This is a genomic window from Streptomyces sp. NPDC042336, assembly GCF_055581985.1.
The window spans coordinates 205246-228652 of the sequence record NZ_JBVJEA010000006.1; the positions used below are offsets into that span (position 1 = coordinate 205246).

The following is a 23407-nucleotide window of genomic DNA, read 5'->3' on the forward strand; positions in this document are numbered from 1 at the left end:
CCCCTGGCGGGGACGGTCAGAACAGCCGCTCCTGACCGGGCGCGGGCCGTCCCCGCCGGTGGCGCGGCCGGGTGCCGGGTGCCGGTGCCGTCTCGCCGAACAGCGGGGCGGTGCCGTACTCGTCGGGCTCGGCCGGGACGGTGGCGGGGCCGGTGCCCACGTTGAGGACCAGGGGGGCGTCCCGGTCGAAGTCGCCCGGCGTCATCGCCGTCCAGTCACGGTCCTGCCGCTCTCCCACGCACCGACACCTCTCTCGCGCCGCCCGCCGCGACCACGCGACGCTACCAGCCCCGCGGGAGCCGCGTGATCACGGCTCCCGTCCGGCTCGTATCCATCGTTCCCGGACATCCGGGAACCGACGCCTGATGATTGATTCTGCACCGTACGAGCTGATTTCGATCACCTTCATGCATGGCCTCTCTCGTTTCGAACCCTTGACAGGGCCTGGACCCGGTCGATTTACTCCCGGTCAACGCCGATGTCGTGTGATCGGCGGCAGAGGTACGCCCAGCCGGTAGCTGGCCTCGCGCCAGGAGCCCGGACTGAGTCGCCAGGACGTCCACGCGCGTCCGAGGCGGGGACGTGCCCACCATCCTCCGGAGCTCGAACGATGAGCCGTACACAGGTGCACACCCCCAGGAAGCCGGTACTGGCCGGCATAGGTGCCACCGCCGTCCTCGTCACCGCCGCCGCGCTCGTCCCGGGCAGCAGCCCGGCCGAGGCGGCGACCTACACCCCGCCCCCCGCCCACGCGGGCTTCGACTACCAGATCGGCGGCGCCTACACCCCGCCGGCCGGTGTGCGAGTGGTCAGCCGCGACCACACGGCCTCCCCGGCGCCGGGCCTGTACAACATCTGCTACGTCAACGCCTTCCAGGCCCAGCCCGGCGCCGAGCAGGACTGGGACGACGACCTGCTGCTGCGCGACGCGAACGGCGACGTCGTCTACGACACCGACTGGGGCGAGGCCTTCCTCGACATCCGCACCGCCGACAAGCGCGAGCGCATCGCCGAGAAGGTCGGCACCTGGATCGACGGCTGCGCCGACAAGGGCTTCCAGGCCGTCGAACCGGACAACTACGACAGCTACACCCGCGCGGGCGACCTGCTGGACGCCGCCGACGCACAGGGCCTGATCAAGCTGCTGGCCGAGCGCGCGCACTCCGACGGGCTGGCCATCGGGCAGAAGAACACGGTCGAGCTGGCCCCGAACCGCGAGCGGAAGGGGCTGGACTTCGCGGTCGCCGAGGAGTGCGGCGAGTGGGACGAGTGCGGCGACTACACCGCCGAGTTCGGCGACCGGGTGATCGTCATCGAGTACACCGCCAAGGGCCTTTCGAAGGCGTGCGCGGGTTTCGGCGACGAGCTGAGCATCGTCCGGCGCGACCTGGACGTGTCGCCGAAGGGCAGCAGCGGCTACGTCCGTGAGACCTGCTGACACCGCCCGACGGCCAGTCCAGTCCTTGGAGGTACAGATGGATGCGGTCCGACGTGCCGCGCGCCCCTCGCGCCGGGGTGTGCTGCGGGCCGGCGGTGGCGCCGCGCTCGCGGCGGTCGCGGGTACCGCGGTGACCGGCTGCGGTGCCGGTACGGACGACGGCGTCGCGGCCGACGGCACGGTCACCGTCGAGATGTGGCACGGCCAGGCGGACACGGCGAAGAAGGTCCTGGAAGGGCTCGTCGCCGACTTCGAGCGGGCCCACCCGAAGATCAGGGTGAAGCTGGGCGGCGGTGTGCTGTCGGACGTGATGCTGCAGAAGGTGACGGCCGCCCTCGCCGCCGGTTCCTACCCCGACATCGCCTACATCTTCGGGTCGGACCTGGCCCGGGTGGCCCGCAGCCCGCAGGTCGTGGACCTCACCGACATGGTCGGGGCGGGGCCCGTGCCGTGGAAGAACTACTGGGCCGCCTCCAGGGACGCCGTCACGCTCAACGGCAGGGTCAGGGCCGCTCCCGCGGTGCTCGACTCGCTCGCCGTGGTCTGCAACAAGAAGCTGTTCCGCGAGGCCGGTCTGCCCCTGCCGAAGGCGGGCTGGACCTGGCGGGACTTCGTCTCCTGTGCGCGCACGCTCACCGAGTCGGGCCGGGGCAGGTTCGGCACCGGCTGGCCGGGCACCGGCGACGAGGACACCGTGTGGCGCCTGTGGCCGCTGATCTGGGACCTGGGCGGCGACGTCGTCGACGACGGCGGCAAGGGCATCGGCTTCGCCGACACCGGTGCCCGGGCGCTTCAGGTGGTGGCCGACCTGGCCCGGGACAAGAGCGTGTACGTCGATCCCAAGCCCGGCAGTGAGCAGATGTACCAGGTGTTCCAGTCGGGCCGCATGGGCATGGTGGTCACCGGCCCGTGGCAGCTGCCCGACATCGAGACCGCCGGGGTCGACTACCACGTCGCTCCCCTGCCCTCCTTCAGTGGACGCCCGGTCACCATCTCGGGTCCGGACACCTGGACCGTGTTCGACAACGGCGAGGCCCGGTCCGAGGCCGCCCGGACCTTCCTGACCTGGCTGGCCCGGCCCGAGCAGGACGTGCGCTGGGACATCGAGGCCGGCAGCCTCCCGCTCAGCCGCCGCACCGAGGCCCTGCCCGCCTGGCAGGACAAGGTCGCCCGCACCGAGGGCCTGAACGTGTTCACCACGGCGTTGGAGACGGCGCGGGTGCGTCCCGTCCACCCGGCGTACCCGGAGGTCTCGCAGGCGCTGGGGCAGGCGGTCGTCGCCGTGCTCCTGGGACGCAGCACCCCCGAGAAGGCGCTGCGTTCCTGCGCCGACGAAGCCAACGCCGCCCTGCTCATCCCGCGTTGAGGAGCCACACCGCCATGCCGCGCCTCCCCCGCCCCATCACCGTAGAGGGCCCGCCGCCGGACCCACGGCCACTGCGCCGCAAGCGCCGGCGCGAAACCGGCACCGCCTGGGCGTTCGTCTCACCGGCGGTCCTGATCGTCCTCGGCCTGAGCATCGTCCCGGTCGTCTGGTCGCTGCTGCTGTCCTTCCAGGCCAGCGACCTGGTCACGCCCAGCCGCTGGGTCGGCCTGGACAACTACCGCGCCCTCGCCCAGGACCCGAACTTCAGCCAGGCGGTCCGCAACACCCTGCTCTACACGGTGCTGTACGTGCCGCTGAGCCTGCTGCTGGGACTGGCTCTCGCCATGGTCCTGAACCAGCGCATCCGCTTCGTCGGCCTCTACCGCACCCTGATCTTCGTGCCGTTCGTGCTCTCGGCGACCGCGCAGGGCGTGCTGTTCTCCTTCATCCTGGACCCGGAGTTCGGCGCCGCCAACTCGGTGCTGCACCGCCTCGGCGTCTCGTCGCAGGGCTTCCTGTCCGATCCCTCCCAAGCACTGCTCGTGCTGGTGGCGATCACGCTGTGGAGCGGCACCGGGTTCTGTGTCGTCGTCTACCTCGCCGCCCTCCAGGACGTGCCGCAGTCCCTGATCGAGGCCGCGCGCCTCGACGGCGCCGGGCGCCGGCACCTGCTGCGCCACGTCACGCTGCCCACGCTCACGCCGGTCACCGTCTTCCTGGTGCTGTGGCAGGCCATCCAGTCCCTCCAGGTCTTCGACCTCGTGTACGTCACCACCAAGGGCGGTCCGCTCGGTTCGACGACGGTGATCGTCTACTTCATCTGGGAGCAGGCCTTCAAGAACGCCACCGCCGGATACGGGGCCTCGGCCGCCTACGTCCTGGCCGTCGCCCTCGGCCTGGTCGCGGGTGCCGTCCGCATCCTCCGGCGTCGGGGACGCCACCGTCTCGAAGGGGCCCGATCATGACGGCGACCTCCACCCCGGGCACCGCGAAGGCCCTGGCGGCACAGCCCGCCGCCGCCGAACGGCGGCGCCCGCGACTCCCGTTCAGTCCCTGGCACCTGCTGCTCGCTCCGCTCGCGCTGGTCTTCGCCGTGCCGCTGGTCTGGCTGGTGCTCAGCTCGGTCATGAGCAACGCGGAGATCGACCGGTTCCCGCCGGCCCTGTGGCCGTCCGGCATCGACCTCGGCGGCTACCGCTATGTGCTGGGCAACGCGATGTTCCCCCGCTGGTTCGTCAACTCGCTGATCGTCTCCGCCGTCACGGTCGCCGCGAACCTCGTCTTCGGCTCGCTGGCCGGGTACGCCTTCGCCCGGATGCGGTTCGCGGGCTCCCGGGTGCTGATGGGGCTGATGCTGGCCACCATGGCGGTGCCGTTCCAGCTGACGATGATCCCGACCTTCCTGGTGATGAAGAAGCTCGGCCTCATCGACACCCTGGGCGCGCTGATCGTGCCGTCGCTGGTCACGCCGTTCGCGGTGTTCCTGCTGCGGCAGTTCTTCCTCTCGCTGCCCAGGGAGTTGGAGGAGGCCGCCTGGATCGACGGCTGTTCACGGCTGCGGGTGCTGTGGCGGATCGTGCTGCCGCTGTCCCGTCCGGCGCTGGCCACGGTGGCCGTGCTCACCTTCCTGACCACTTGGAACGACCTGACCTGGCCGCTGATCGCCATCAACCACGACACGCAGTACACGCTGCAACTGGGCCTGACCACCTTCCAGGGGCAGCACCACACGCAGTGGGCGGCCGTGATGGCGGGCAACGTCATCACCGTGCTGCCGGTCCTGCTCGCCTTCCTCGGCGCGCAGAAGACCTTCATCCAGTCGATCACCTCCAGCGGGCTCAAGGGCTGACCGCCCGCCCTTGGTCCGCCGTCCACCCTCACTCCAGGGAAGACCCATGCCGCACAGCCTCGACCTGCTCGTCGTCGGCGACGCCAATCCCGACGTCGTCGTAGGGTCCCTCGACGCCCCTCTCGCCTTCGGACAGCGCGAACAACTCGTCCCGGACGGTGCCCTCACGCTCGGCGGCTCCGCCGCGATCATGGCGTGCGGGGCCGCCCGCCTCGGCCTGCGGGTGGCGTTCGCCGGCCGCGTGGGCGACGACGACGCGGGCCGCTACGTCCGCGACACCCTCGGCGCCCACGGGGTCGACACCGGTGCCCTGCTCGTCGATCCGCGACGGCCGACCCCGCTCACCGTCGTGCTCACCCGGGGCGACGACCGCGCCATCGTCACGGCCCCGGGCACCCTGCCGGCCACGACGGCCGCGGACGTCCCGGCCGGGTTGCTCACCGCCGCCCGGCACGTGCACGCCGCGTCGTACTTCCTGCTGCCCGGCCTCGCCGCGGGCCTGCCCGGCCTGCTGCGCACGGCGCGCTCCCACGGGGCGACGACGTCCCTCGACACCAACGACGACCCCGCCGGCCGCTGGGACCCGGCCGGGCTGGACGCCGTACTCCCGCACGTCGACTACCTGCTGCCCAACGCGGCCGAGGCCCGGCGGCTCGCCGGACTCGACGGCCCGGACCTCGGGAAGTCCGCCGCCGCGCTCGCCGACCGGGGACCGACGGTCGTCGTCAAGAACGGGGCCGAGGGCGCCCTGTGCCACGACGGGCAGACCCTGTTCACCACGCCCGGCATCCCGGCCAGGCCCGTGGACACGGTGGGCGCCGGTGACAGCTTCGACGCCGGCTTCGTCGCCGCGCTCCTCGCCGGACTCGCCCTGCCCGAGGCCCTCGAACTCGCCGCCGTCTGCGGCGCGCTGTCCACCCGCGCACACGGCGGCACCACTGCCCAGCCCACCTGGGACGAAGCGATCGCCCAGGTCACCCGCAACGGAAAGAACCCCGCATGAGCACCGCCCACCCGACCGCACCCAAGATCACCTTCGTCGGAGCCGGCAGCGTCGTCTTCACCCAGGGTCTGCTCGCCGACCTCTTCGCCTTCGACGAGCTGAAGTCCGCGCACATCGCGCTGCACGACATCGACCCGGAGCGCCTGGCCACCGCGCGGGCCGCCGCCGAGTACATCGCCGCCGAACGCGGTGCCCGGCCGCGCGTCACCGCGCACGCCGACCGCCGCGAGGCGCTGGTCGGCGCCGACTTCGTCATCAACATCGTGCAGGTCGGCATGGGCGAGGCGACCCGTACCGACTTCGAGGTACCGGCCCGGTACGGACTGCGCCAGACCATCGGCGACACCCTCGGCGTCGGCGGCATCTTCCGCGCCCTGCGCACCTTCCCGCTGCTCAAGGCGCTCGGCCAGGACATCGCCGAGGTCTGCCCGGACGCCTGGCTGCTCAACTACACCAACCCGATGGCGATGAACGTCCAGTACCTCGCCGAGGCGACCGGCCTGACACGGGTGGTGGGGCTGTGCCACTCCGTGTACTGGACCGTCCAGGGCCTGTGCGAGCTGCTGAAGGTCCCCTACGAGGAGGTCACCTACCGGGCCGCGGGCGTCAACCACCAGGCGTGGGTGCTGCGCCTGGAACACGCGGGCGAGGACCTCCACCCGCGTCTGGACGCCCTGATCGCCGAGGACCCGCAGCTGCGCCGCCGGGTCCGCATGGACATGTACCGGCGCCTCGGCCACTACCCGACGGAGACCAGCGAGCACTCCTCCGAGTACGTCCCCTGGTACCTGCACCACGACGGCGAGATCGACCGGCTGCGGCTGCCCGTCGGCGCCTATCTGGGCATCGTGGACGAGAACGTGGCCGAGTACGAGCGCACCCGCGACGCGCTGGCGTGCGGGGCGCCGCTCACGGTCGAGGGCACCATGGAGTACGCGCCGCAGATCATCCACAGCATCGTGACCGGCACGCCCCGCACGGTCTACGGCAATGTGCCGAACCACGGGCTGATCGAGAACCTGCCCGCCCGGGGCACCGTCGAGGTGCCGTGCCTGGTCGACTCCGCGGGCCTCCAGCCCACCCGTATCGGCGCGCTGCCCCCGCAGCTGGCGGCCCTGAACCGGGCCTACCTCAGCACCACCGACCTGGTGGTGCGGGCGGCGACGGAGGACGACCCGCGACACATCAGGCACGCGGCGATGGCCGACCCGGCGACGGCGGCGACCCTCACGGTCGAGGAGATCTGGCGGCTGTGCGACGACATGGTCCGTGCGCACGGGGACCGGCTGCAACCGGGGCTGCGGGGCGCACTCGCCCTCTGAGCCGGACCGCCTCGCGGCCCCACTGGTGCGGCCCCGCGTACGGGGGAGAACGCGGGGCCGCACCTGCAAGCTATCGGAGTAATCAGCCGCCTGCCAGACCCGGCGCTCCCGGACGGGCACGGACCTTTCGCACCAGACCGCCACCGGCGCCCCTCTCCCCGGGCTTTCACCAGGCGGCTTCACCCGACCGGCGGACAGAAGCGCCGACGGAGGCGGGGCGCGCCGCGACGGCGCGCGCTGCGGGGCGAGCCGTGCGGGGCCCACACTGAGGTCATGGGTTACCCCGATCCGCCGCCGGCGGCGGTGTCACGGTGTTTTCCCGACGGGCCGGTGAGCGTGGCGGCGGCCCGTCGGTTCGTGTGTGCCGCGCTGGAGGGTGCCCCCTCCGACCTGGTGGGAACGGCCCAGCTCCTGGTCAGCGAGCTGGTCACCAACGCGGTGCTGCACGCGCGCACCGAGGTCGAGGTGAGTGTGGCACGCCTGGACGGCCGGGTGCGGGTACGGGTCGGGGACCGGCGGCCGAGCCGTGGACTGGTACCGCAGCGCTGCTCACCGTACGCGGGTACGGGACAGGGACTGGCGCTGGTGGAGCAGTTGGCCTCCCGGTTCGGGGCCGACAGCGGTGACGCGGGCAAGACGGTGTGGTTCGAGTTGTGGCACGACGGTCCGCCACCGCCGTCGGCCGGGTGGGAGACCGCCGTGCCGCCCCGACGCGCCGAACGGACGGTGACGCTCGTCGACCTGCCGGCCGCCCTGGAGTCCGCGTGCCGCCAGCATCGGCACGCGGTGCTGCGCGAGCTGACCCTCGCCGCGTCCGCGGGAGACCTCCTCGGGGTGCCGCCCGAGGACCTCGCGGCGGCCAACGACGTCAACAACGTGATCAGCGCCGGTGTGGCGGCCACGCTGGAGGACCCGGTCCCCGAGTCCGGTCTGCGCACCCTGCCCCTCCCCCTGTCGGCCGACGCCCTGCCGGCGGTGCGGGCACTGCGCCGCGTACTCGACCTGGCCGAGGCACGGGCGCGGGAGGAGCGGCTGCTCACGCTGCCGGCCCTGCCCCGCGGCCGCGCCTTCCAGGACTGGCTCTTCGACGAGATCGTCGGGCAGCTGACCGGGGGCCGGCCCACCGCGTGGACGGTGGTCCCCCGTGAGCCGGAGGTCAGCTCCGCCGAGCTCGTCCCGTGGGACGCCGGCCAGGTGCGGGCCAGCAGGATGCCGATCGTCGCCGCCGACGAGGGCAACCGGATCGTGGCGGCCAACGGGGCCGCGGCCGGCCTGCTGGGCTGGGACCCGGACGACCTGGTCGGACGCCGTCTCACCACCCTCGTCCCCGAGCATCTGCGCGATCGGCACACGGCGGCGTTCACCTCCATGCTGCTCACCGGCCGCACCCGCATCGTGGGGCGCTCGGTGCCGCTCCCGGCGCTGCACCGGGACGGCCGGCTGGTCCCGGTGCGGCTGTACATCCAGACGCAGGAGACGGCCGACGGCCGCACCGTCTTCGTCGCCCAGCTCGTCCCGCGGGCCACCACCTTCCTCGACGGACCACGCACTCCCGGCAGGATCCGGAAGGCGGCGGTCGACGAGTCCGACGGGGACCGGTCACCGGCCGCTTCGGAGGCCGACGCCAGGACGGCCGGTGCCCGGGGCGGCATGACGCCGCTGGCCCGGCTCACCCTGCTGGCCGACCTCGCGGCGCAGCTCAACAACACGCTGGACCTGGACGAGGGGCTGCAGCGCGCCGGCCGGCTGCTGACCCGGCGGCTGGCCGACTGGTGCGTGGTGGACCTGTTCACCTCCGACACCCGGGTGGACCGGGTCTGTGTGGTCCACCGGGACCCCCGGGCCCTGCGCCCGGGGGCGTACGAGGGGGCGCTGCCGGGGGTCTCCGAGGAGTCGCGGGGCCCGCTGGCCCGGGTGCTGCGCGGCGCCGGGCCGCTCCTGCTCACCGACGCGCCGCAGCCGGGCCAGACCGAGAGCGCGCTGGACAGGGCGTACGTCGACCTGTTCCGGGAGCTGGGGGCGGGCAGCGCCGTCGTCGCTCCGCTGCGGGCCCGCCGGAAGATCTTCGGCGCCCTGACCCTGGCCCGTGCGGCCGGCGGGCCGCCGTTCACGCAAGAGGACCTCACGCTGGTCGACGACCTGGTGCACGGTCTCGCTCTGGGGGTGGACAACGTCCGCCTCTACCAGGACACCCGCTCCATCGCCGAACGGCTCCAGCGTTCGCTGCTGCCGGTGCTGCCGGAGGTCGAGGGCCTGCGGCTGGCCGCCCGCTACGCCGCCTCCTCGACCACCGCGCAGGTCGGCGGGGACTGGTACGACAGCTTCGTCCTGCCCGGCGGCAACACGGCGCTGGTCATCGGCGACGTCACGGGGCACGACCTCGACGCGGCCATCGCGATGAGTCAGTTGCGCAGCATGCTGCGCGGCATCGCGGTGGACCGCGAGGAGCCGCCCGCGGAGGTGCTGCGCCGGCTGGACCTGGCGAATCACAGTCTTCACCGGGAGGCGACCGGCACCTGCGTCTACGGCCTGATCAAGGGGCCTCCCGAGGGACCCTGGGAGCTGAGGCACTCCTCGGCCGGCCATCTGCCGCCGCTCCTCACCACCCGCGACGGCCGGACCCGTTACCTCGACGGCGGTGCCGGTCTGCTGCTCGGCATGGACCCGCACGCGGCCCGTGGCACGGCCAGTGACGCGCTGCCGGCCCACTCGACGCTCCTGCTGTACACCGACGGACTCGTCGAACGCCGCGACGAGTCCCTCGACAGTGCCCTGGACCGGCTGCGCCGACACGCCGGCGACCTGGCCCGCGAGCCCCTCGACACGTTCTGCGACGAGTTGCTGATCGGCCTGGGGGCGGACAGCGCGGACGACATCGCGGTCCTCGCCGTCCGTCCCTCGCCGCCCTGAGTCCTGTCCGTTCGGGCAGCTCCTTCTGCCTCGACGGCTCCTGACACCGGTACGGGACGGCGATAGCGTCCCCTCGTGAGCATCACGTCCCGGCGAGCGGCCAGATGAACGACGAGTGGCTGACCGTGGCGCAGACGGCCGACGGCACGGACGGCCCACGGCCGGCACGGAACCAGCCGGAACCACCGGAACAGCTTCCGGACCAGCCGGACCAACCGGACCAGCCGCAGCAACCGGATCAGGCCCGCAGGCGAAAGCGCCGGGGGCCGGGGCCCTTCACCCTGTTGGTGCTGCCGGCGCTGGTGACCGTCACCGGTGTGGCGGCCTTCCTCGCGCTCGGCGGACTGCCGGACCCGTGGACCGACGACTCCGACGCCAACGCGTCCGCCGGGGCCGACATCGACCCCTCCTACGTCCCGTGGCTGCGCAAGGCCGCCTCGGCCTGCACCGTGCTGGAGCCGTCCGTGCTGGCCGCGCAGATCGACCAGCTCTCGGGCTGGAGCGACGACTCGGACGAACTCTCGGGACAGAAGGGCATCGCCGCCTTCACCGACAGCGAGTGGCGGACCTGGGGCAAGGACGACGACGGCAACGGGCACGCCTCGCCCCGCGATCCGGCGGACGCCATCATGGCGCTGGGCCGGCGGGACTGCTCGCTGGCGAAGAAGGTGACCGAACTGCGCACCGAGGGCCGGGTCAACGGCGACCTCGTGGAGCTGACCCTCGCCGCGTACGCCGCGGGGCCGGCCGCCGTGACCGAGGCGGGGCGCGTACCCGCGGAGGCGGAGACGTATCTCGACGAGGTGCAGGCCCTGCTGCCGCGTTACGAGGCGCTCGACCGGGAGGACTCCGGCGGCGCGGGCGGGCCCGCGGGGGCCCTGCTGACCGCGCCGGTGAGCCCGCTCACCATCACCTCGCCCTTCGGTTCGCGTGAGCATCCGCTGACCGGGGTGACCAAGCTGCACACCGGCGTGGACTTCGCCGCCCCGCAGGGCGCGCAGGTCGTGGCGGCGCGGCGGGGCCGCGTCGTGTTCGCCGCGCTCACCAGCGCGTACGGCAACCGCATCGTGATCGACCACGGGACCATCCAGGGCAAACGGGTGGAGACTACCTACAGCCACCTCTCCTCACTGGGCGTGGCGGTGGGCCGGTCCGTGGAGGCCGGGGCGCCGATCGGACGAGTCGGTTCCACGGGCCTGTCCACCGGACCGCACCTGCACTTCGAGGTGATCCTCGACGGGTACTACACCGATCCGCGCCCCTGGGTGGTCCCGAACGGGGTTTGATCCGGCGGATCGTGCCGAAGGACTCAACATGACCCAGTCGAAGCACGAGACAGAGCGGAAGTACGAACCGCCTCCCGGCGGCCTCGCCGGGCTGCCGGACCTCACCGGCGCCGGGCCCGTAGCCTCGGTCACCACGGCGGAGTCCGAGGAACTCGACGCGGTGTACTACGACACCGAGGACCTGCGGCTCGCCGGGTCCTCGGTCACGCTGCGCCGCCGTACCGGCGGTCCGGACGCGGGCTGGCACCTGAAGCTGCCGCTCGCCGGGGACACCCGGGAGGAGGTCCGGGCACCCCTGACGGACGACCTGCCCGAGTCGCTGCGCGAGCTGACCCTGTCCCGCACGCGGGGCGCCCGGCTGCGTCCCGTCGTACGCATCCGCTCCACCCGGACCGTGCGGCAGTTGCGCGACGCGGAGGGCAGGGTGCTCGCCGAGCTGAGCCTGGACGAGGTGCGGGCCGGCCCGGCAGCCGCCGGCGCCGGCCGGGCCGAGTGGGCCGAGCTGGAGGTCGAACTCGGCGAGGGTGTCCACGCCGGGCTGCTGGACCTCGTGGAGAAGAAGCTCCGCAAGAAGGGGATCGTCCGAGCCGACAGCCCGTCGAAGCTGGCCCGGGCGCTGCGGGAGACCGGGTCGGGCGTGGAACGGGCGCCGTCGCCGGAGGTGGTGGCCGCTTCACCCGGCGCGTACGTGCTCGCGTACGTGGCCGAGCAGGTCGGCCGACTGGTGTCGCTGGATCCCGCGGTCCGCCGTGACCTGCCCGACGCCGTGCACCAGATGCGCGTCACGTGCCGGCGGCTGCGCGGTTGTCTGCGCTCCTACCGGTCGGTGCTCGACCGCCGGGTCACCGATCCCCTGAGCGCGGAACTCCGCTGGCTGGCGGGCGAGCTGGGGGCCGCGCGGGACCAGGAGGTGCTGGGTGAGAGGATCGGCGCCGCGGTGGCGGAGCTGCCGGACGAACTCGTGCTCGGTCCCGTCGCCGCCCGGCTGCGCGCGTGGGAGGTGTCCCGGGGCGACGAGGTGCGCTCCCGGACGCGGGAGGCCCTGGCCACGTCCCGCTATCTGCGCCTGCTGGACGCGCTGGACACCCTGGTCCGGCGGCCGCCCCTGCGCGCCGGGGCCGCGGGGAAGCCCGCCCGCACGATGGCCCGGGCGGTGCTCAAGGAGTACGGGCGTCTCGCCGGGCGCATGGACCGGGCGCTCACGCGGCCTGCCGGGCGGGCGCGGGAGAGGGAGCTGCACGAGGCACGCAAGGCGGCCAAGAAACTTCGTTACGCGGCCGAGGTCGCGCGTCCCGCGCTCGGCAAGCCGGTCGCCCGGCTCGGCAAGCGCGCCAAGGCGGTCCAGAAGCTGCTGGGCGAGCACCAGGATGCCGTGGTGGCCCAGGACACCCTGCGGCGACTGGCGGTGGCCGCCCACGGGGCGGGCGAGTCCGCGTTCACGTGGGGACTGCTGCACGGGCAGGAACGGGCGGGGGCACAGGCCCGGCAGCGCGAGCTGCCCGGGGCGTGGCGGGCGGCGTCGGATCCGAAGCTGCGTGCCCCGCTCGAACACTGAACCCCGCCCACTGAAGGGCGGCGCGCCGTGTCCGGGGCGAACCGCCCTCACGCCGCGCGCGACCGCTGCGGCAGCGCGCGCGGCGACGACGCCGGGGTGCGGGCGGGGCTGACGCGGTAGGTGATCCGGTTCGGGTCGGCGAGCGGCTCACCGAGCGCTATCCGGCCCGCGGAGTGCAGCGAGTCGCACTCCTCGGTCGGCAGCGCGACGTAACAGCCTCCCCGGCCGGTGACGGAGTCCAGCGGGCGCCAGTAGCTGTATCTGCGCCGCCCGTCCGGGCGCACCGTGACGAAGACGGGCGTGCGCGCGTCGGCGATGATGCGCAGGATCTCGGCCTCGGCGGCACCGGGCCGGGCCCGCCCGGTCGCACGGAAGTCGGCGGTCTGCGGACGGACGGCGGTGAGGGGCATCGGCGGTGGCCTTTCCAGGTCAGTGACTCGAGAACGCCTACCCGGTCCGGCCGGTGTTGATCTCGATGCGCCGCATTCTTCAGCACGGCACTGACAAGTCCTGCCCGGACTCTTGCCGGATCAATGGCTCAGCACTTAAATCACACCTTGAACTAAGCCGCTGCGCCAAGCGGTTGACCGGTCCTGTCCGCATCCCCAGAAAGCGCCCGCATGAGACTGAGATCCTTGGGTGTCGCGCTCGTCGCCACGGCGGCGCTCGTCACCCTCCCCGCACCGATGGCGGCCACCGCGGCCGACACTCCCCTCTCCCAGGGCCGGACGGCCACGTCGTCGTCGGCCGAGAACGCCGCGACGCCCTCCGGCAACGCCGTCGACGGCGACACGGCCACCCGGTGGTCGTCGGCCGCGAGCGACGACCAGTGGCTCCAGGTCGACCTCGGCGCCACCGCCTCCGTCACCCGGGTGGTGCTCGACTGGGAGGCGGCCTACGGCAAGGACTACAAGATCCAGCTCTCCCAGGACGGGAGCACCTGGACCGACGCGAAGACGGTCACCGGCGGCGACGGCGGCACCGACGCGCTCGACGTCTCGGGCCAGGGCCGCTACGTCCGTATGCAGGGCGTCCACCGGGCCACCCCCTGGGGCTACTCCCTGTGGGAGTTCCAGGTCTTCGGCACCACCGGCGGCAGCACCCCGGGCGGCTCGTGCGACACGGCCGACGCCGCGCAGGGCAGACCCGCCTCCGCCTCCTCCGTCGAGAACGCCGGGACACCGGCCGCCGCGGCCTTCGACGGCGACGCCGGCACCCGCTGGTCCAGCCAGGCCTCCGACCCGCAGTGGGTGCGGGTCGACCTCGGCGCCGTACGTGACCTGTGCAAGGTGGACCTCAACTGGGAGGCCGCCTACGCCAAGGAGTTCCGGATCGAGGCATCCTCGGACGGACAGAACTGGCAGACGCTGAAGAGCGTCACGGGCGCCACCGGGGGCAAGGCCTCCTACGACGTCAGCGGCTCGGGCCGCTACGTCCGCGTCCACGGCACGGCCCGCGCCACCGGCTACGGCTACTCGCTGTGGGAGGTCGCCGTGCACACCGGCACCACCGGCACTCCCCCGGTCGAGGGCGGCGGGGACCTGGGGCCGAACGTCATCGTCGTGGACCCCTCCACGCCGAACCTCCAGCAGAAGTTCGACCAGGTCTTCGCCCAGCAGGAGTCCAACCAGTTCGGCAGCGGGCGCCACCAGTTCCTGCTGAAGCCGGGCACCTACAACGGGATCAACGCCCAACTGGGCTTCTACACCTCCATCTCCGGCCTCGGCCTGAACCCGGACGACACACAGATCAACGGGGACATCACCGTCGACGCGGGCTGGTTCAACGGCAACGCGACGCAGAACTTCTGGCGTTCGGCCGAGAACCTCGCCCTCACGCCGTCGAACGGCACCGACCGCTGGGCGGTCGCCCAGGCGGCGCCCTTCCGCCGGATCCACGTCAAGGGCGGTCTCAACCTCGCCCCCAACGGCTACGGCTGGGCCTCCGGCGGCTACATCGCCGACTCGAAGATCGACGGCACCGTCGGCCCCTACTCCCAGCAGCAGTGGTACACCCGGGACAGCTCGGTCGGCGGCTGGACCAACGGCGTCTGGAACATGACGTTCACAGGCGTCGAGGGCGCGCCGGCGAGCAACTTCGAGACCGGCCCGTACACCACGCTCGACACCACGCCGGTCTCGCGCGAGAAGCCCTTCCTCTACCTGGACGGCACCGAGTACAAGGTGCGGGTGCCCGCCAAGCGCACCAACGCGCGCGGTGTCTCCTGGCCCGCCAACGCCGGTGGCACCTCCCTGCCGCTCAGCCAGTTCTACGTGGTCAAGCCCGGCGCGACCGCGGCGACCATCAACGCCGCGCTGGACCAGGGCCTCAACCTGCTGTTCACGCCCGGCGTCTACCACGTCGACCAGACCATCGAGGTCGACCGTGCGAACACCGTCGTGCTGGGGCTCGGGCTGGCCACGATCGTCCCGGACGGCGGCGTCGACGCCATGCACGTGGCCGACGTCGACGGCGTGCGGCTCGCGGGCTTCCTCATCGACGCGGGGCCGGTGAACTCCGACACCCTGCTGCGGATCGGGACGCCGGGCGGGAACGCCGACCACTCCGCCAACCCCACCACCATGCAGGACGTGTTCATCCGCGTCGGCGGCGCGGGACCGGGCAGGGCCACCGACTCGGTGGTGGTCGAAAGCGACGACGTCGTCATCGACCACACCTGGATCTGGCGGGCCGACCACGGCGAGGGCGTCGGCTGGGAGACCAACCGCGCCGACTACGGCCTCAGGGTCAACGGCGACGACGTCCTCGCGACCGGGCTGTTCGTCGAGCACTTCAACAAGTACGACGTCTACTGGAGCGGGGAGCGCGGCCGGACCGTCTTCTTCCAGAACGAGAAGGCCTACGACGCCCCGAACGCGGCCGCCGTCACCCACGACGGCATCGTCGGCTACGCGGCCTACAAGGTCGCCGACTCGGTGAACGTGCACGACGCGGTGGCGCTCGGCAGCTACTGCAACTACACGTCCGACCCGACGATCGTCCAGCACCACGGCTTCCAGGTGCCGGTCAAGCCGGGTGTCAGGATGCGCAACCTCCAGGTGATCTCCCTGGGCGGCATGGGCCAGTACCGCCATGTGATCAACGACACCGGCGCGGCCACGTCGGGGACGGACACCGTGCCGTCCAAGGTCGTCCAGTTCCCGTGAGGGACGACGCGCCCCGCAGTGCTGCGGGGCGCGTCACCCGGGGAGTCCGGCGAGTCCGGGGACCCCTGGTGATCAGGCGAGTTGCGCAAGCAGGTCGCCGCCCTCGACCTGCTGGATGCGGTTGATGGCGAGCCTGGTCACCGTGCCGGCCTTCGGAGCGGTGATGGAGGCCTCCATCTTCATCGCCTCGATGGTGGCGACGGTGGCCCCGGCCTCGACCCGGTCGCCCTCGGCGACGGCGAGGGTCACCACGCCGGCGAACGGCGCCGCGACATGGCCGGGGTTCGCCCGGTCGGCCTTCTCCGTCACCGGGACGTCGGAGGCCGCCGAGCGGTCGCGGACCTGGATCGGCCGGAGCTGTCCGTTCAGGGAGGACATCACGGTGCGCAGGCCGCGCTCGTCGGCGTCGCCCACCGCCTGCAACTCGATGAGCAGCCGGACCCCGGGGTCGAGGTCGACCGTGTACTCCTTGCCCGGGAGCAGCCCGTAGAAGAAGTCCTTGCTGTCGAGGACGCTGGTGTCGCCGAACGAGGCGCGGTGCGTGTCGAACTCGCGGGCCGGCCCCGGGAACAGCAGCCGGTTGAGCGTCGCCCGGCGGTCCTTGTCCAGACCGGCGCGGTCGTCCTCGGACAGCTCGGCGGGCGGCTTGGCCCCGGCGCGGCCCCGCAGCGCCTTGCTGCGGAACGGCTCGGGCCAGCCGCCGGGCGGGGTGCCCAGCTCGCCGCGCAGGAAGCCGACCACGGAGTCCGGGATGTCGAACCGGTCCGGTTCGGCCTCGAAGTCCGCCGGGGAGACACCGGCGCCCACCAGGTGCAGGGCCAGGTCGCCGACCACCTTGGAGGACGGGGTGACCTTCACCAGACGGCCCAGCATCCGGTCGGCGGCGGCGTACATGGCCTCGATGTCCTCGAAGCGGTCGCCGAGGCCGAGCGCGACGGCCTGGGTGCGCAGGTTGGAGAGCTGACCGCCGGGGATCTCGTGGTGGTAGACCCGGCCGGTCGGGGAGGCGAGGCCCGCCTCGAAGGGGGCGTAGACCTTGCGCACGCTCTCCCAGTACGGCTCCAGGTCGCCGACGGCCTGGAGGTCGAGGCCGGTGGGCCGCTCGGTGTGGTCGGTGGCGGCCACGATCGCCGACAAGGACGGCTGCGAGGTGGTCCCGGCCATCGACGCCACCGCGCCGTCGACGGCGTCCGCCCCGGCCTGGATCGCGGCCAGATAGGTGGCGAGCTGACCGCCGGTGGTGTCGTGGGTGTGCAGGTGCACCGGCAGGTCGAACTCCCGGCGCAGCGCGGAGACCAGCGTCGCGGCGGCCGGGGCCCGCAGCAGACCGGCCATGTCCTTGACCGCCAGCACGTGCGCGCCGGCGTTCACGATCTGCTCGGCGAGCCGCAGGTAGTAGTCGAGGGTGTAGAGCCGCTCGGCGGGGTCGGACAGGTCGGCGGTGTAGCACAGCGCGACCTCGGCGACGGCGGTGCCGGTCTGCCGTACGGCCTCGATGGCGGGCCGCATCTGCTCGACGTCGTTGAGGGCGTCGAAGATGCGGAAGACGTCGATGCCGGTGGCGGCGGCCTCCTGCACGAAGGCGTCGGTCACCTCGGTGGGGTACGGGGTGTAGCCGACGGTGTTGCGGCCGCGCAGCAGCATCTGGAGGCAGATGTTGGGCACCGCCTCGCGCAACGCGGCCAGCCGCTCCCACGGGTCCTCGGCGAGGAAGCGCAGGGCCACGTCGTAGGTGGCGCCGCCCCAGCATTCCAGCGAGAGCAGCTGGGGCAGGGTGCGGGCGACGACGGGCGCCACGGCGAGCATGTCCTTGGTGCGCACCCGGGTGGCGAGCAGCGACTGGTGGGCGTCGCGGAAGGTGGTGTCGGTGACACCGATGGTGGACGACTCGCGCAGTCGGCGGGCGAAGCCCTCGGGGCCCAGTTCGGCGAGCAACTGGCGGGACCCGGCCCGGGGTTCGCCGGCGGGTACGGCCGGCAGCTTGGTCAGCGGGTCGATCAGCTCGGGGCGCTCGCCGTGCGGCTTGTTCACGGTGACGTCGGCGAGGTAGGTCAGCAGCTTGGTGCCGCGGTCGGCGGAGTGCCGGGCGGTGAGCAGGTGCGGGCGCTGCTCGATGAACGAGGTGGTGACCCGCCCGGCCTGGAAGTCCGGGTCGTCCAGGACCGCCTGGAGGAAGGGGATGTTGGTGGCGACGCCGCGGATGCGGAACTCGGCGACCGCGCGCCGGGCGCGGTTCACGGCGGTGGTGAAGTCCCGTCCCCGGCAGGAGAGCTTGACCAGCATCGAGTCGAAGTGCGCGCTGATCTCCGTACCGGCGTGGGTGGTGCCGCCGTCGAGGCGGATGCCGGAGCCGCCGGGCGAGCGGTACGCGCTGATCCGGCCGGTGTCCGGGCGGAAGCCGTTGGCCGGGTCCTCGGTGGTGATGCGGCACTGGAGGGCGGCGCCCCGCAGCGTGATGTTCTCCTGGGCGAGTCCGAGGTCGGCCAGCGTCTCACCGGCGGCGATGCGCAGCTGGGACTGGACCAGGTCGACGTCGGTGACCTCCTCGGTGACCGTGTGCTCGACCTGGATGCGCGGGTTCATCTCGATGAAGACGTGATTGCCGTCCCGGTCGACGAGGAACTCCACGGTGCCGGCGTTGCGGTAGCCGATCTGCCGGGCGAAGTTCACGGCGTCGGCGCAGATCCGCGCCCGCAGGTCCGGGTCGAGGTTGGGCGCGGGCGCCAGCTCGATCACCTTCTGGTGGCGCCGCTGCACCGAGCAGTCCCGCTCGAAGAGGTGGATGACGTCGCCCTCGCCGTCGGCGAGGATCTGCACCTCGATGTGGCGGGGTTCGACGACCGCCTTCTCCAGGAAGACGGTGGAGTCGCCGAAGGCGGAGGCGGCCTCGCGGGACGCCGCCTCGATGGCCTCGCGCAGCTGCGCGGGCTCCTCGACGCGGCGCATGCCGCGTCCGCCGCCGCCCGCGACCGCCTTGACGAACACGGGGAAGCCGACGTCGTCGGCGGCGCGCACTAGTTCGTCCACATCGGTGGAGGGCTCGGAGGAGCCGAGCACCGGTACGCCGGCCTCGCGGGCGGCGGCCACGGCCCGTGCCTTGTTGCCGGTCAGCTCCAGGATGTGGGCGCTGGGTCCGACGAAGGTGATCCCGGCATCCTCGCAGGCGCGGGCCAGCTCGGGGTTCTCGGACAGGAACCCGTACCCCGGGTAGACGGCGTCGGCCCCGGCACGGCGGGCGGCGCGGACGATCTCCTCCACCGAGAGGTACGCGCGCACCGGGTGACCCGGCTCCCCGATCTCGTAGGCCTCGTCGGCCTTCAACCGGTGCAGCGAGTTGCGGTCCTCGTGCGGGAAGACGGCGACGGTACGCGCACCGAGCTCGTAGCCCGCACGGAACGCACGGATCGCGATCTCACCGCGGTTGGCGACCAGCACCTTGCGGAACATTCTTGATCCCTTCAGCCTGCCGGGTGACGAGACCATGGTGTCGGCGCCGCCCTCGGTACGCCATGTGAGCCGGGCCACTCCCGGCCCCCTCATCAAGGCGTGCCGTCGCTGTCGGGTCAAGGGCCTTCGTCACCGCAGGGCGGCGGTCAGGCGATGGCGGATGCGGTCGACGCCGACCGGCGTGCGGGAGGGGGCGGCGGTGGTGCAGCCGGGCAGGACGGCCCTGGCCAGGGTGCTCAGCAGTGCCCGGGGCCCGCAGTCGACGTAGGTGGTGAAGCCGGCCAGGCGCAGCGCGCGCAGTGTCCGGTGGAAGGCGAGCGGCTCGCACAGGTGGGCGGCGGCCACGGTGCGCAGCTGGGCCGGGGTGCGGGCGGGTCCCGCCGTGGTGGCCGAGTAGACGGGGAGGGTGGGCGGGGCGACGGGTTGTGCGCGCAGGAGGCGCCGGAAGGCCCGGTGCACCTCGGTGAGCAGGGGGTGGTGGTAGGCGGTGCGGCTGGCCAGCAGGGTGGCGCGGCGGCCGAGCGCCTTGGTGGCGCGACGGAGGACGGCCAACTGGTCGTCGGGCCCGGCCAGGACCGTCTGGCCGGGGGCGTTGCGGGCGGCGATGCGTACCTGCGGCAGGTCCTCGGCGCCCAGCAGGTCGGCCGCCAGCTCGGCGGTCAGGTCGGTGGCCAGCAGGCCCGCCGCCGGAAGCGCCGCCTCGCGCAGCAGCCCGTCGCGGACGTGGAGCAGCCGGACGCCCTGTTCGAGGGTGATGACCCCGGCCACGGTGAGCGCCGCGAGGTCGCCCACGCTGTGGCCGAGCACCGCGTGGACGGGCGGCGCCGCGAGGTCGAGCAGGACGGTGGCGGAGGCGACCACGGCGGCGTAGGTGGCCAGGTCGAAGGCCAGGGGGTCGGTACGGACCAGGCGGTCGGGCTCGGGTGCCGCGGCGTCGGTGAGGAGGTGGCCGACGGGTGTGCGGGTGCCGCCGAGCGCGGTGCCGTGGGCGTCCACCGTCCGCAGTACCCGCGAGACGGACGGGACCTCGCTCAGGTGGCGCAGGGCACCGGGGAGGTAGGCCCCCTGGCCGGGGCACATCAGCACGGTGCGTGGTGTGCCGCCGGCGGGGGCCGGGTGGTCGTTCCTCATGAGGCGTCGGCGAAGGCGAGCGCGACGTTGTGCCCGCCGAAGCCCATGCTCGTGGTGAGGGCGGCCAGGGGACCCGACGGCAGGGCCGCCGGGTCGCGGCCGACGACGTTCAGACCGATCTCGGGATCGACCCGTTCGAGGCTGCACGCGGGCGGCGCGGTCCGGTCCCGCAGGGCGAGGACGGTGAGGACGGCCTCGATAGCTCCGGCGGCACCGAGGGTGTGCCCGAAGGCGCCCTTGGTGGCACTGACCGCCACGTCGTCCACTCCCTTGGCGAAGACGCTGTGCAGCGCCTGCGCCTCACCGAGGTCGCCGAGCGGTGTGGAGGTCGCGTGGGCGTTGATGTGCTGGACCTGCTCCGGGACGAGCCCCGCGTCGCGCAGCGCGGCGTCGACGGCCGCCGCACAGCCCGTGCCGCCGGGCGCGGGCTGGGCCACGTGGTGGCTGTCGTTGGTGATGCCCGCCCCGGTCAGCCGGCCGTGGACGCGGGCGCCGCGGGCGGCGGCGTGCGCGGCGCTCTCGACGACGAGCAGACCGGCCCCCTCTCCCATGACGAAGCCGTCCCGGTCGGCGTCGAAGGGCCTGGAGGCACCCTTGGGGTCGTCGTGGCGCCGGGAGAGGGCTTGCAGCCGCGCGAACCCGGCCAGGGCCAGCGGATGCAGCGCGGCCTCGGCGCCGCCCGCGACCACGATGTCCGCGCGGCCGTCCCGGATCATGCCGAGGGCCTGGGCGAGGGCCTCGGCGCCGGAGGCGCAGGCACTGACGGGGGCGTGCACACCTGCCTTCGCGCCCACCATCAGCCCCACTTCGGCGGCCGGGTGGTTGGGCAGCATGACCGGGATGGTGCGCGGGCTCACCCGGCCCGGGCCCTGCGTCTGAAGGCGGCGGTTCTGTTCCAGGATGCTGGTGAGTCCGCCCAGCCCCACCCCGACGACCACGGCCACCCGCGAGCCGTCCGCGGCGAGCGCCGACACGTCGGGGAACCCCGCGTCGCGAACGGCCTCGCGGGCTGCGACGAGGGCGAACTGCGCCGCGCGGTCGCAGTGTGCCGCCTTGGCGGACGACAGGACCGTCTTGGGGTCGACCGCCGCCGGGGCCGCGAGGTAGGGCTGCTCGGGCCCGTCCGGTTCTGCGAAGTCGACGCGCTCGACGCCGCACACGCCGTCCAGCAGGGCCCGCCAGGTGGAGGGGACGTCGCCGCCCAGCGCGGTGGTCAGCCCGAGCCCCGTGACGACGGCGGACCGCTCCTCGCCGCCCGGGCCGGCCGCGTGTCGTGGGCTCACGCGGTGCCGCCCGTGGGGGCGGCGACGGCCGCCGCGAGGTGGGCGGCGATCTCCCGCACCGTCGTGAGCCGGTCCGCCTGCTCCTGGGGCACCTGGATCTGCCAGCGGTCCTCGATCGCGGCGACCAGTTCCAGCCGGGCCAGCGAGTCGACCCCGAGGTCGTCCTGGAGGGAGGAGTCGGGTTCGATCTCCTCCACGGTCAGGTCCTCGACCGTGGCGGCCAGCAGGTCCCGCAGTTCGTCGAGCAGCTGTCGTTCGTCGGCGGTGGACGGCATGTCCGGTACCTCCTTGGTCGGTGCGCGGCGCGCCCGGAGGCGGTGGGCGGGAGGACCCGGTTCCTCGGGCGCGCCGGCGGTGTCCGGCGACCTGCCGGTGCACGCCGACAGGCTGTCCGGCCGTGCCGCACGGTAAGCGCCGGGTATGGGGGGACGGCGGAGCATCGGGGGCACGGGACGGGCTCCTGTGAGCACCCGTGTCCTTCCTTCACCTTGAAGCGCCCCGGGACGGACCGAGGGTGGCGGGCGGCGCGGGCGTAAGGGGGCGGGCGGGGCCGGACGCGGTGGTGCGGCACTTCCTCAACGGACTTTGGCGGCTCCCTTAAGGCTTTCTGAAGACGACCTTCGAACGGGCGTTTCCACGCCGGTCGGGTCCTAGGCTCTCGGACGCCCCCCACAGTCCCGGTGGGCGCGGTCGCGTCCACCGGGTACGGGGGCTCCGACAGCCGACCGACAAGCCGAGGTGTCCTGCGCATGGGTTCCCGCCGAGCCGCCCGCCCGTCCCGCTCCCACGCCCGCCCCCGCGGCGGTCTCAGGACCCGCGGTGCCGCGCTGGCGCTCGGCGCCGTCACCCTGACGGCGGGCGTCGGGATCACGCTGGCCGTCACCGACGGCGACGACGGCGGGGCCTCCGACCGCGTCTCCGCGAACGCCGCCGACCGGGCGCCGAACGCCGAGGACGCGGCGGGCGGTGCGGCACCGCTCGCGTCGACGCCGGCCGGCCCGAGCGCCACGGCGAGCGGTTCGCCGAGCCCGAGCGCCGAGCCGGAGAAGAAGCCCGAGAAGAAGACGGCGAGCCCGACGACCAGCGCCGCCAAGGCTCCGGCACCGGCTTCCGAGACTCCCGTCAAGGCCACCAGGAAGAGCGGCGGTGGCGGTGCCGGGTCCGGCGGTGGCAGTGGTTCCGGGTCGGGCAGTGGATCGGGTTCCGGCTCGGGCTCGGGCTCGGGCTCGGGCACAGGCTCCGGCGCGACGGGCGGTGCCGAGGCGCAGGTCCTCGCGCTCGTGAACCAGGAGCGGGCCGCGGCGGGCTGCTCGCCGGTCACCGCGAACGACAAGCTCACCCGGGCCGCCGACGACTACAGCGACGTCATGGCGAGCAGCGGCGTGATGTCCCACACGGGCCCCGACGGCTCCACCATGGCCGGCCGGGTCGAGGCCGCCGGTTACCAGTGGTCGACCCTGGGCGAGAACATAGCCCGTGGCCAGGCCGACGCCGCCTCGGTGATGGACTCCTGGATGAACAGCCCCGGCCACCGGGCGAACATACTCAACTGCTCCTTCAAGGAGCTGGGCGTCGGCGTCCACTTCGGCGACGGCGGCCCCTGGTGGACCCAGGACTTCGGCACCGGCCGCTGACGCCGGTCACCACCGC

17 protein-coding genes are annotated in these 23407 nt (G+C 73.2%); 11 read left to right on the plus strand and 6 right to left on the minus strand.

Features of this window, described 5'->3' with window-relative positions; translation table 11 throughout:
* Positions 1-16: 16 nt before the first annotated feature.
* Positions 17-238 (minus strand): hypothetical protein, encoded by a 222-nt coding sequence (locus tag ACZ6IM_RS15745; protein WP_052841311.1) that lies wholly within the window; start codon positions 236-238, stop codon positions 17-19.
* A gap of 372 nt (positions 239-610) precedes the next feature.
* Between ACZ6IM_RS15745 and ACZ6IM_RS15750 the strand changes: the two genes are divergently transcribed.
* From ACZ6IM_RS15750 to ACZ6IM_RS15790, 9 genes are all read left to right on the plus strand, one after another.
* Positions 611-1438: an endo alpha-1,4 polygalactosaminidase gene (locus ACZ6IM_RS15750; RefSeq protein ID WP_469557004.1), complete on the plus strand. Its 828-nt coding sequence runs from the start codon at positions 611-613 to the stop codon at positions 1436-1438.
* Positions 1439-1475: 37 nt separating this feature from the next.
* Entirely contained in the window at positions 1476-2804 is a 1329-nt protein-coding gene (locus ACZ6IM_RS15755) for an ABC transporter substrate-binding protein (protein WP_469557006.1), read from the plus strand.
* A gap of 14 nt (positions 2805-2818) precedes the next feature.
* Complete coding sequence (locus ACZ6IM_RS15760) at positions 2819-3769, plus strand: carbohydrate ABC transporter permease (RefSeq protein ID WP_469557008.1); 951 nt, start codon at positions 2819-2821, stop codon at positions 3767-3769.
* A complete protein-coding gene (locus ACZ6IM_RS15765) occupies positions 3766-4653 on the plus strand; it encodes a carbohydrate ABC transporter permease (protein ID WP_469557010.1) in 888 nt (295 codons plus the stop codon). The genes ACZ6IM_RS15760 and ACZ6IM_RS15765 overlap by 4 nt, the downstream gene beginning before the upstream one ends.
* A gap of 46 nt (positions 4654-4699) precedes the next feature.
* Positions 4700-5656 carry a carbohydrate kinase family protein gene (locus ACZ6IM_RS15770; protein WP_469557012.1) on the plus strand — a complete coding sequence of 319 codons (957 nt, stop codon included), beginning with the start codon at positions 4700-4702 and terminating at the stop codon, positions 5654-5656.
* Positions 5653-6978: an alpha-galactosidase gene (gene melA / locus ACZ6IM_RS15775; RefSeq protein WP_469557013.1), complete on the plus strand. Its 1326-nt coding sequence runs from the start codon at positions 5653-5655 to the stop codon at positions 6976-6978. The genes ACZ6IM_RS15770 and melA overlap by 4 nt, the downstream gene beginning before the upstream one ends.
* A gap of 273 nt (positions 6979-7251) precedes the next feature.
* Positions 7252-9888, plus strand: coding sequence for a SpoIIE family protein phosphatase (locus tag ACZ6IM_RS15780; RefSeq protein ID WP_469557015.1), 2637 nt, complete (start codon positions 7252-7254; stop codon positions 9886-9888).
* A gap of 104 nt (positions 9889-9992) precedes the next feature.
* Positions 9993-11174, plus strand: a complete 1182-nt coding sequence (locus tag ACZ6IM_RS15785) for a M23 family metallopeptidase (protein WP_469557017.1) — start codon at positions 9993-9995, stop codon at positions 11172-11174.
* 28 nt (positions 11175-11202) lie between these two features.
* Positions 11203-12729, plus strand: a complete 1527-nt coding sequence (locus ACZ6IM_RS15790) for a CYTH and CHAD domain-containing protein (RefSeq protein ID WP_469557019.1) — start codon at positions 11203-11205, stop codon at positions 12727-12729.
* A 47-nt stretch (positions 12730-12776) separates the two neighbouring features.
* Here the strand turns inward: ACZ6IM_RS15790 and ACZ6IM_RS15795 are convergent, their stop codons facing one another.
* On the minus strand, positions 12777-13139 hold the full coding sequence (locus ACZ6IM_RS15795; protein ID WP_469557020.1) for a hypothetical protein: 363 nt from the start codon (positions 13137-13139) through the stop codon (positions 12777-12779).
* Positions 13140-13349: 210 nt separating this feature from the next.
* Between ACZ6IM_RS15795 and ACZ6IM_RS15800 the strand changes: the two genes are divergently transcribed.
* Positions 13350-15896, plus strand: coding sequence for a discoidin domain-containing protein (locus tag ACZ6IM_RS15800; protein ID WP_469557022.1), 2547 nt, complete (start codon positions 13350-13352; stop codon positions 15894-15896).
* Positions 15897-15968: 72 nt separating this feature from the next.
* Here ACZ6IM_RS15800 and ACZ6IM_RS15805 read toward each other — a convergent pair whose 3' ends face one another.
* The 4 genes from ACZ6IM_RS15805 to ACZ6IM_RS15820 all read right to left on the minus strand — a co-directional run bounded on the left by ACZ6IM_RS15805 (position 15969) and on the right by ACZ6IM_RS15820 (position 22032).
* Entirely contained in the window at positions 15969-19343 is a 3375-nt protein-coding gene (locus ACZ6IM_RS15805) for a pyruvate carboxylase (RefSeq protein ID WP_469557024.1), read from the minus strand.
* Positions 19344-19472: 129 nt separating this feature from the next.
* Entirely contained in the window at positions 19473-20474 is a 1002-nt protein-coding gene (locus ACZ6IM_RS15810; protein ID WP_469557026.1) for an ACP S-malonyltransferase, read from the minus strand.
* On the minus strand, positions 20471-21757 hold the full coding sequence (locus ACZ6IM_RS15815; protein WP_469557028.1) for a beta-ketoacyl-[acyl-carrier-protein] synthase family protein: 1287 nt from the start codon (positions 21755-21757) through the stop codon (positions 20471-20473). The genes ACZ6IM_RS15810 and ACZ6IM_RS15815 overlap by 4 nt, the downstream gene beginning before the upstream one ends.
* Entirely contained in the window at positions 21754-22032 is a 279-nt protein-coding gene (locus tag ACZ6IM_RS15820) for an acyl carrier protein (protein ID WP_052841408.1), read from the minus strand. Before ACZ6IM_RS15820 ends, ACZ6IM_RS15815 begins: the two co-directional genes overlap by 4 nt.
* Positions 22033-22506: 474 nt before the next feature.
* Here ACZ6IM_RS15820 and ACZ6IM_RS15825 point away from each other — a divergent pair, with 474 nt between their 5' ends.
* Positions 22507-23391, plus strand: a complete 885-nt coding sequence (locus ACZ6IM_RS15825) for a CAP domain-containing protein (RefSeq protein WP_469557030.1) — start codon at positions 22507-22509, stop codon at positions 23389-23391.
* The last annotated feature ends 16 nt before the right edge of the window (positions 23392-23407 follow it).

What these genes read in the sequence shown, in the direction of transcription:
- ACZ6IM_RS15750 (WP_469557004.1), top strand. Translation starts at nt 611, where the DNA reads ATGAGCCGTACACAGGTGCACACCCCCAGGAAGCCGGTACTGGCCGGC.
- ACZ6IM_RS15755 (WP_469557006.1), top strand. Translation starts at nt 1,476, where the DNA reads ATGGATGCGGTCCGACGTGCCGCGCGCCCCTCGCGCCGGGGTGTGCTG.
- ACZ6IM_RS15760 (WP_469557008.1), top strand. Translation starts at nt 2,819, where the DNA reads ATGCCGCGCCTCCCCCGCCCCATCACCGTAGAGGGCCCGCCGCCGGAC.
- ACZ6IM_RS15765 (WP_469557010.1), top strand. Translation starts at nt 3,766, where the DNA reads ATGACGGCGACCTCCACCCCGGGCACCGCGAAGGCCCTGGCGGCACAG.
- ACZ6IM_RS15770 (WP_469557012.1), top strand. Translation starts at nt 4,700, where the DNA reads ATGCCGCACAGCCTCGACCTGCTCGTCGTCGGCGACGCCAATCCCGAC.
- melA (WP_469557013.1), top strand. Translation starts at nt 5,653, where the DNA reads ATGAGCACCGCCCACCCGACCGCACCCAAGATCACCTTCGTCGGAGCC.
- ACZ6IM_RS15780 (WP_469557015.1), top strand. Translation starts at nt 7,252, where the DNA reads ATGGGTTACCCCGATCCGCCGCCGGCGGCGGTGTCACGGTGTTTTCCC.
- ACZ6IM_RS15785 (WP_469557017.1), top strand. Translation starts at nt 9,993, where the DNA reads ATGAACGACGAGTGGCTGACCGTGGCGCAGACGGCCGACGGCACGGAC.
- ACZ6IM_RS15790 (WP_469557019.1), top strand. Translation starts at nt 11,203, where the DNA reads ATGACCCAGTCGAAGCACGAGACAGAGCGGAAGTACGAACCGCCTCCC.
- ACZ6IM_RS15795 (WP_469557020.1), bottom strand. Translation starts at nt 13,139, where the DNA reads ATGCCCCTCACCGCCGTCCGTCCGCAGACCGCCGACTTCCGTGCGACC.
- ACZ6IM_RS15800 (WP_469557022.1), top strand. Translation starts at nt 13,350, where the DNA reads ATGAGACTGAGATCCTTGGGTGTCGCGCTCGTCGCCACGGCGGCGCTC.
- ACZ6IM_RS15805 (WP_469557024.1), bottom strand. Translation starts at nt 19,343, where the DNA reads ATGTTCCGCAAGGTGCTGGTCGCCAACCGCGGTGAGATCGCGATCCGT.
- ACZ6IM_RS15810 (WP_469557026.1), bottom strand. Translation starts at nt 20,474, where the DNA reads ATGAGGAACGACCACCCGGCCCCCGCCGGCGGCACACCACGCACCGTG.
- ACZ6IM_RS15820 (WP_052841408.1), bottom strand. Translation starts at nt 22,032, where the DNA reads ATGCCGTCCACCGCCGACGAACGACAGCTGCTCGACGAACTGCGGGAC.
- ACZ6IM_RS15825 (WP_469557030.1), top strand. Translation starts at nt 22,507, where the DNA reads ATGGGTTCCCGCCGAGCCGCCCGCCCGTCCCGCTCCCACGCCCGCCCC.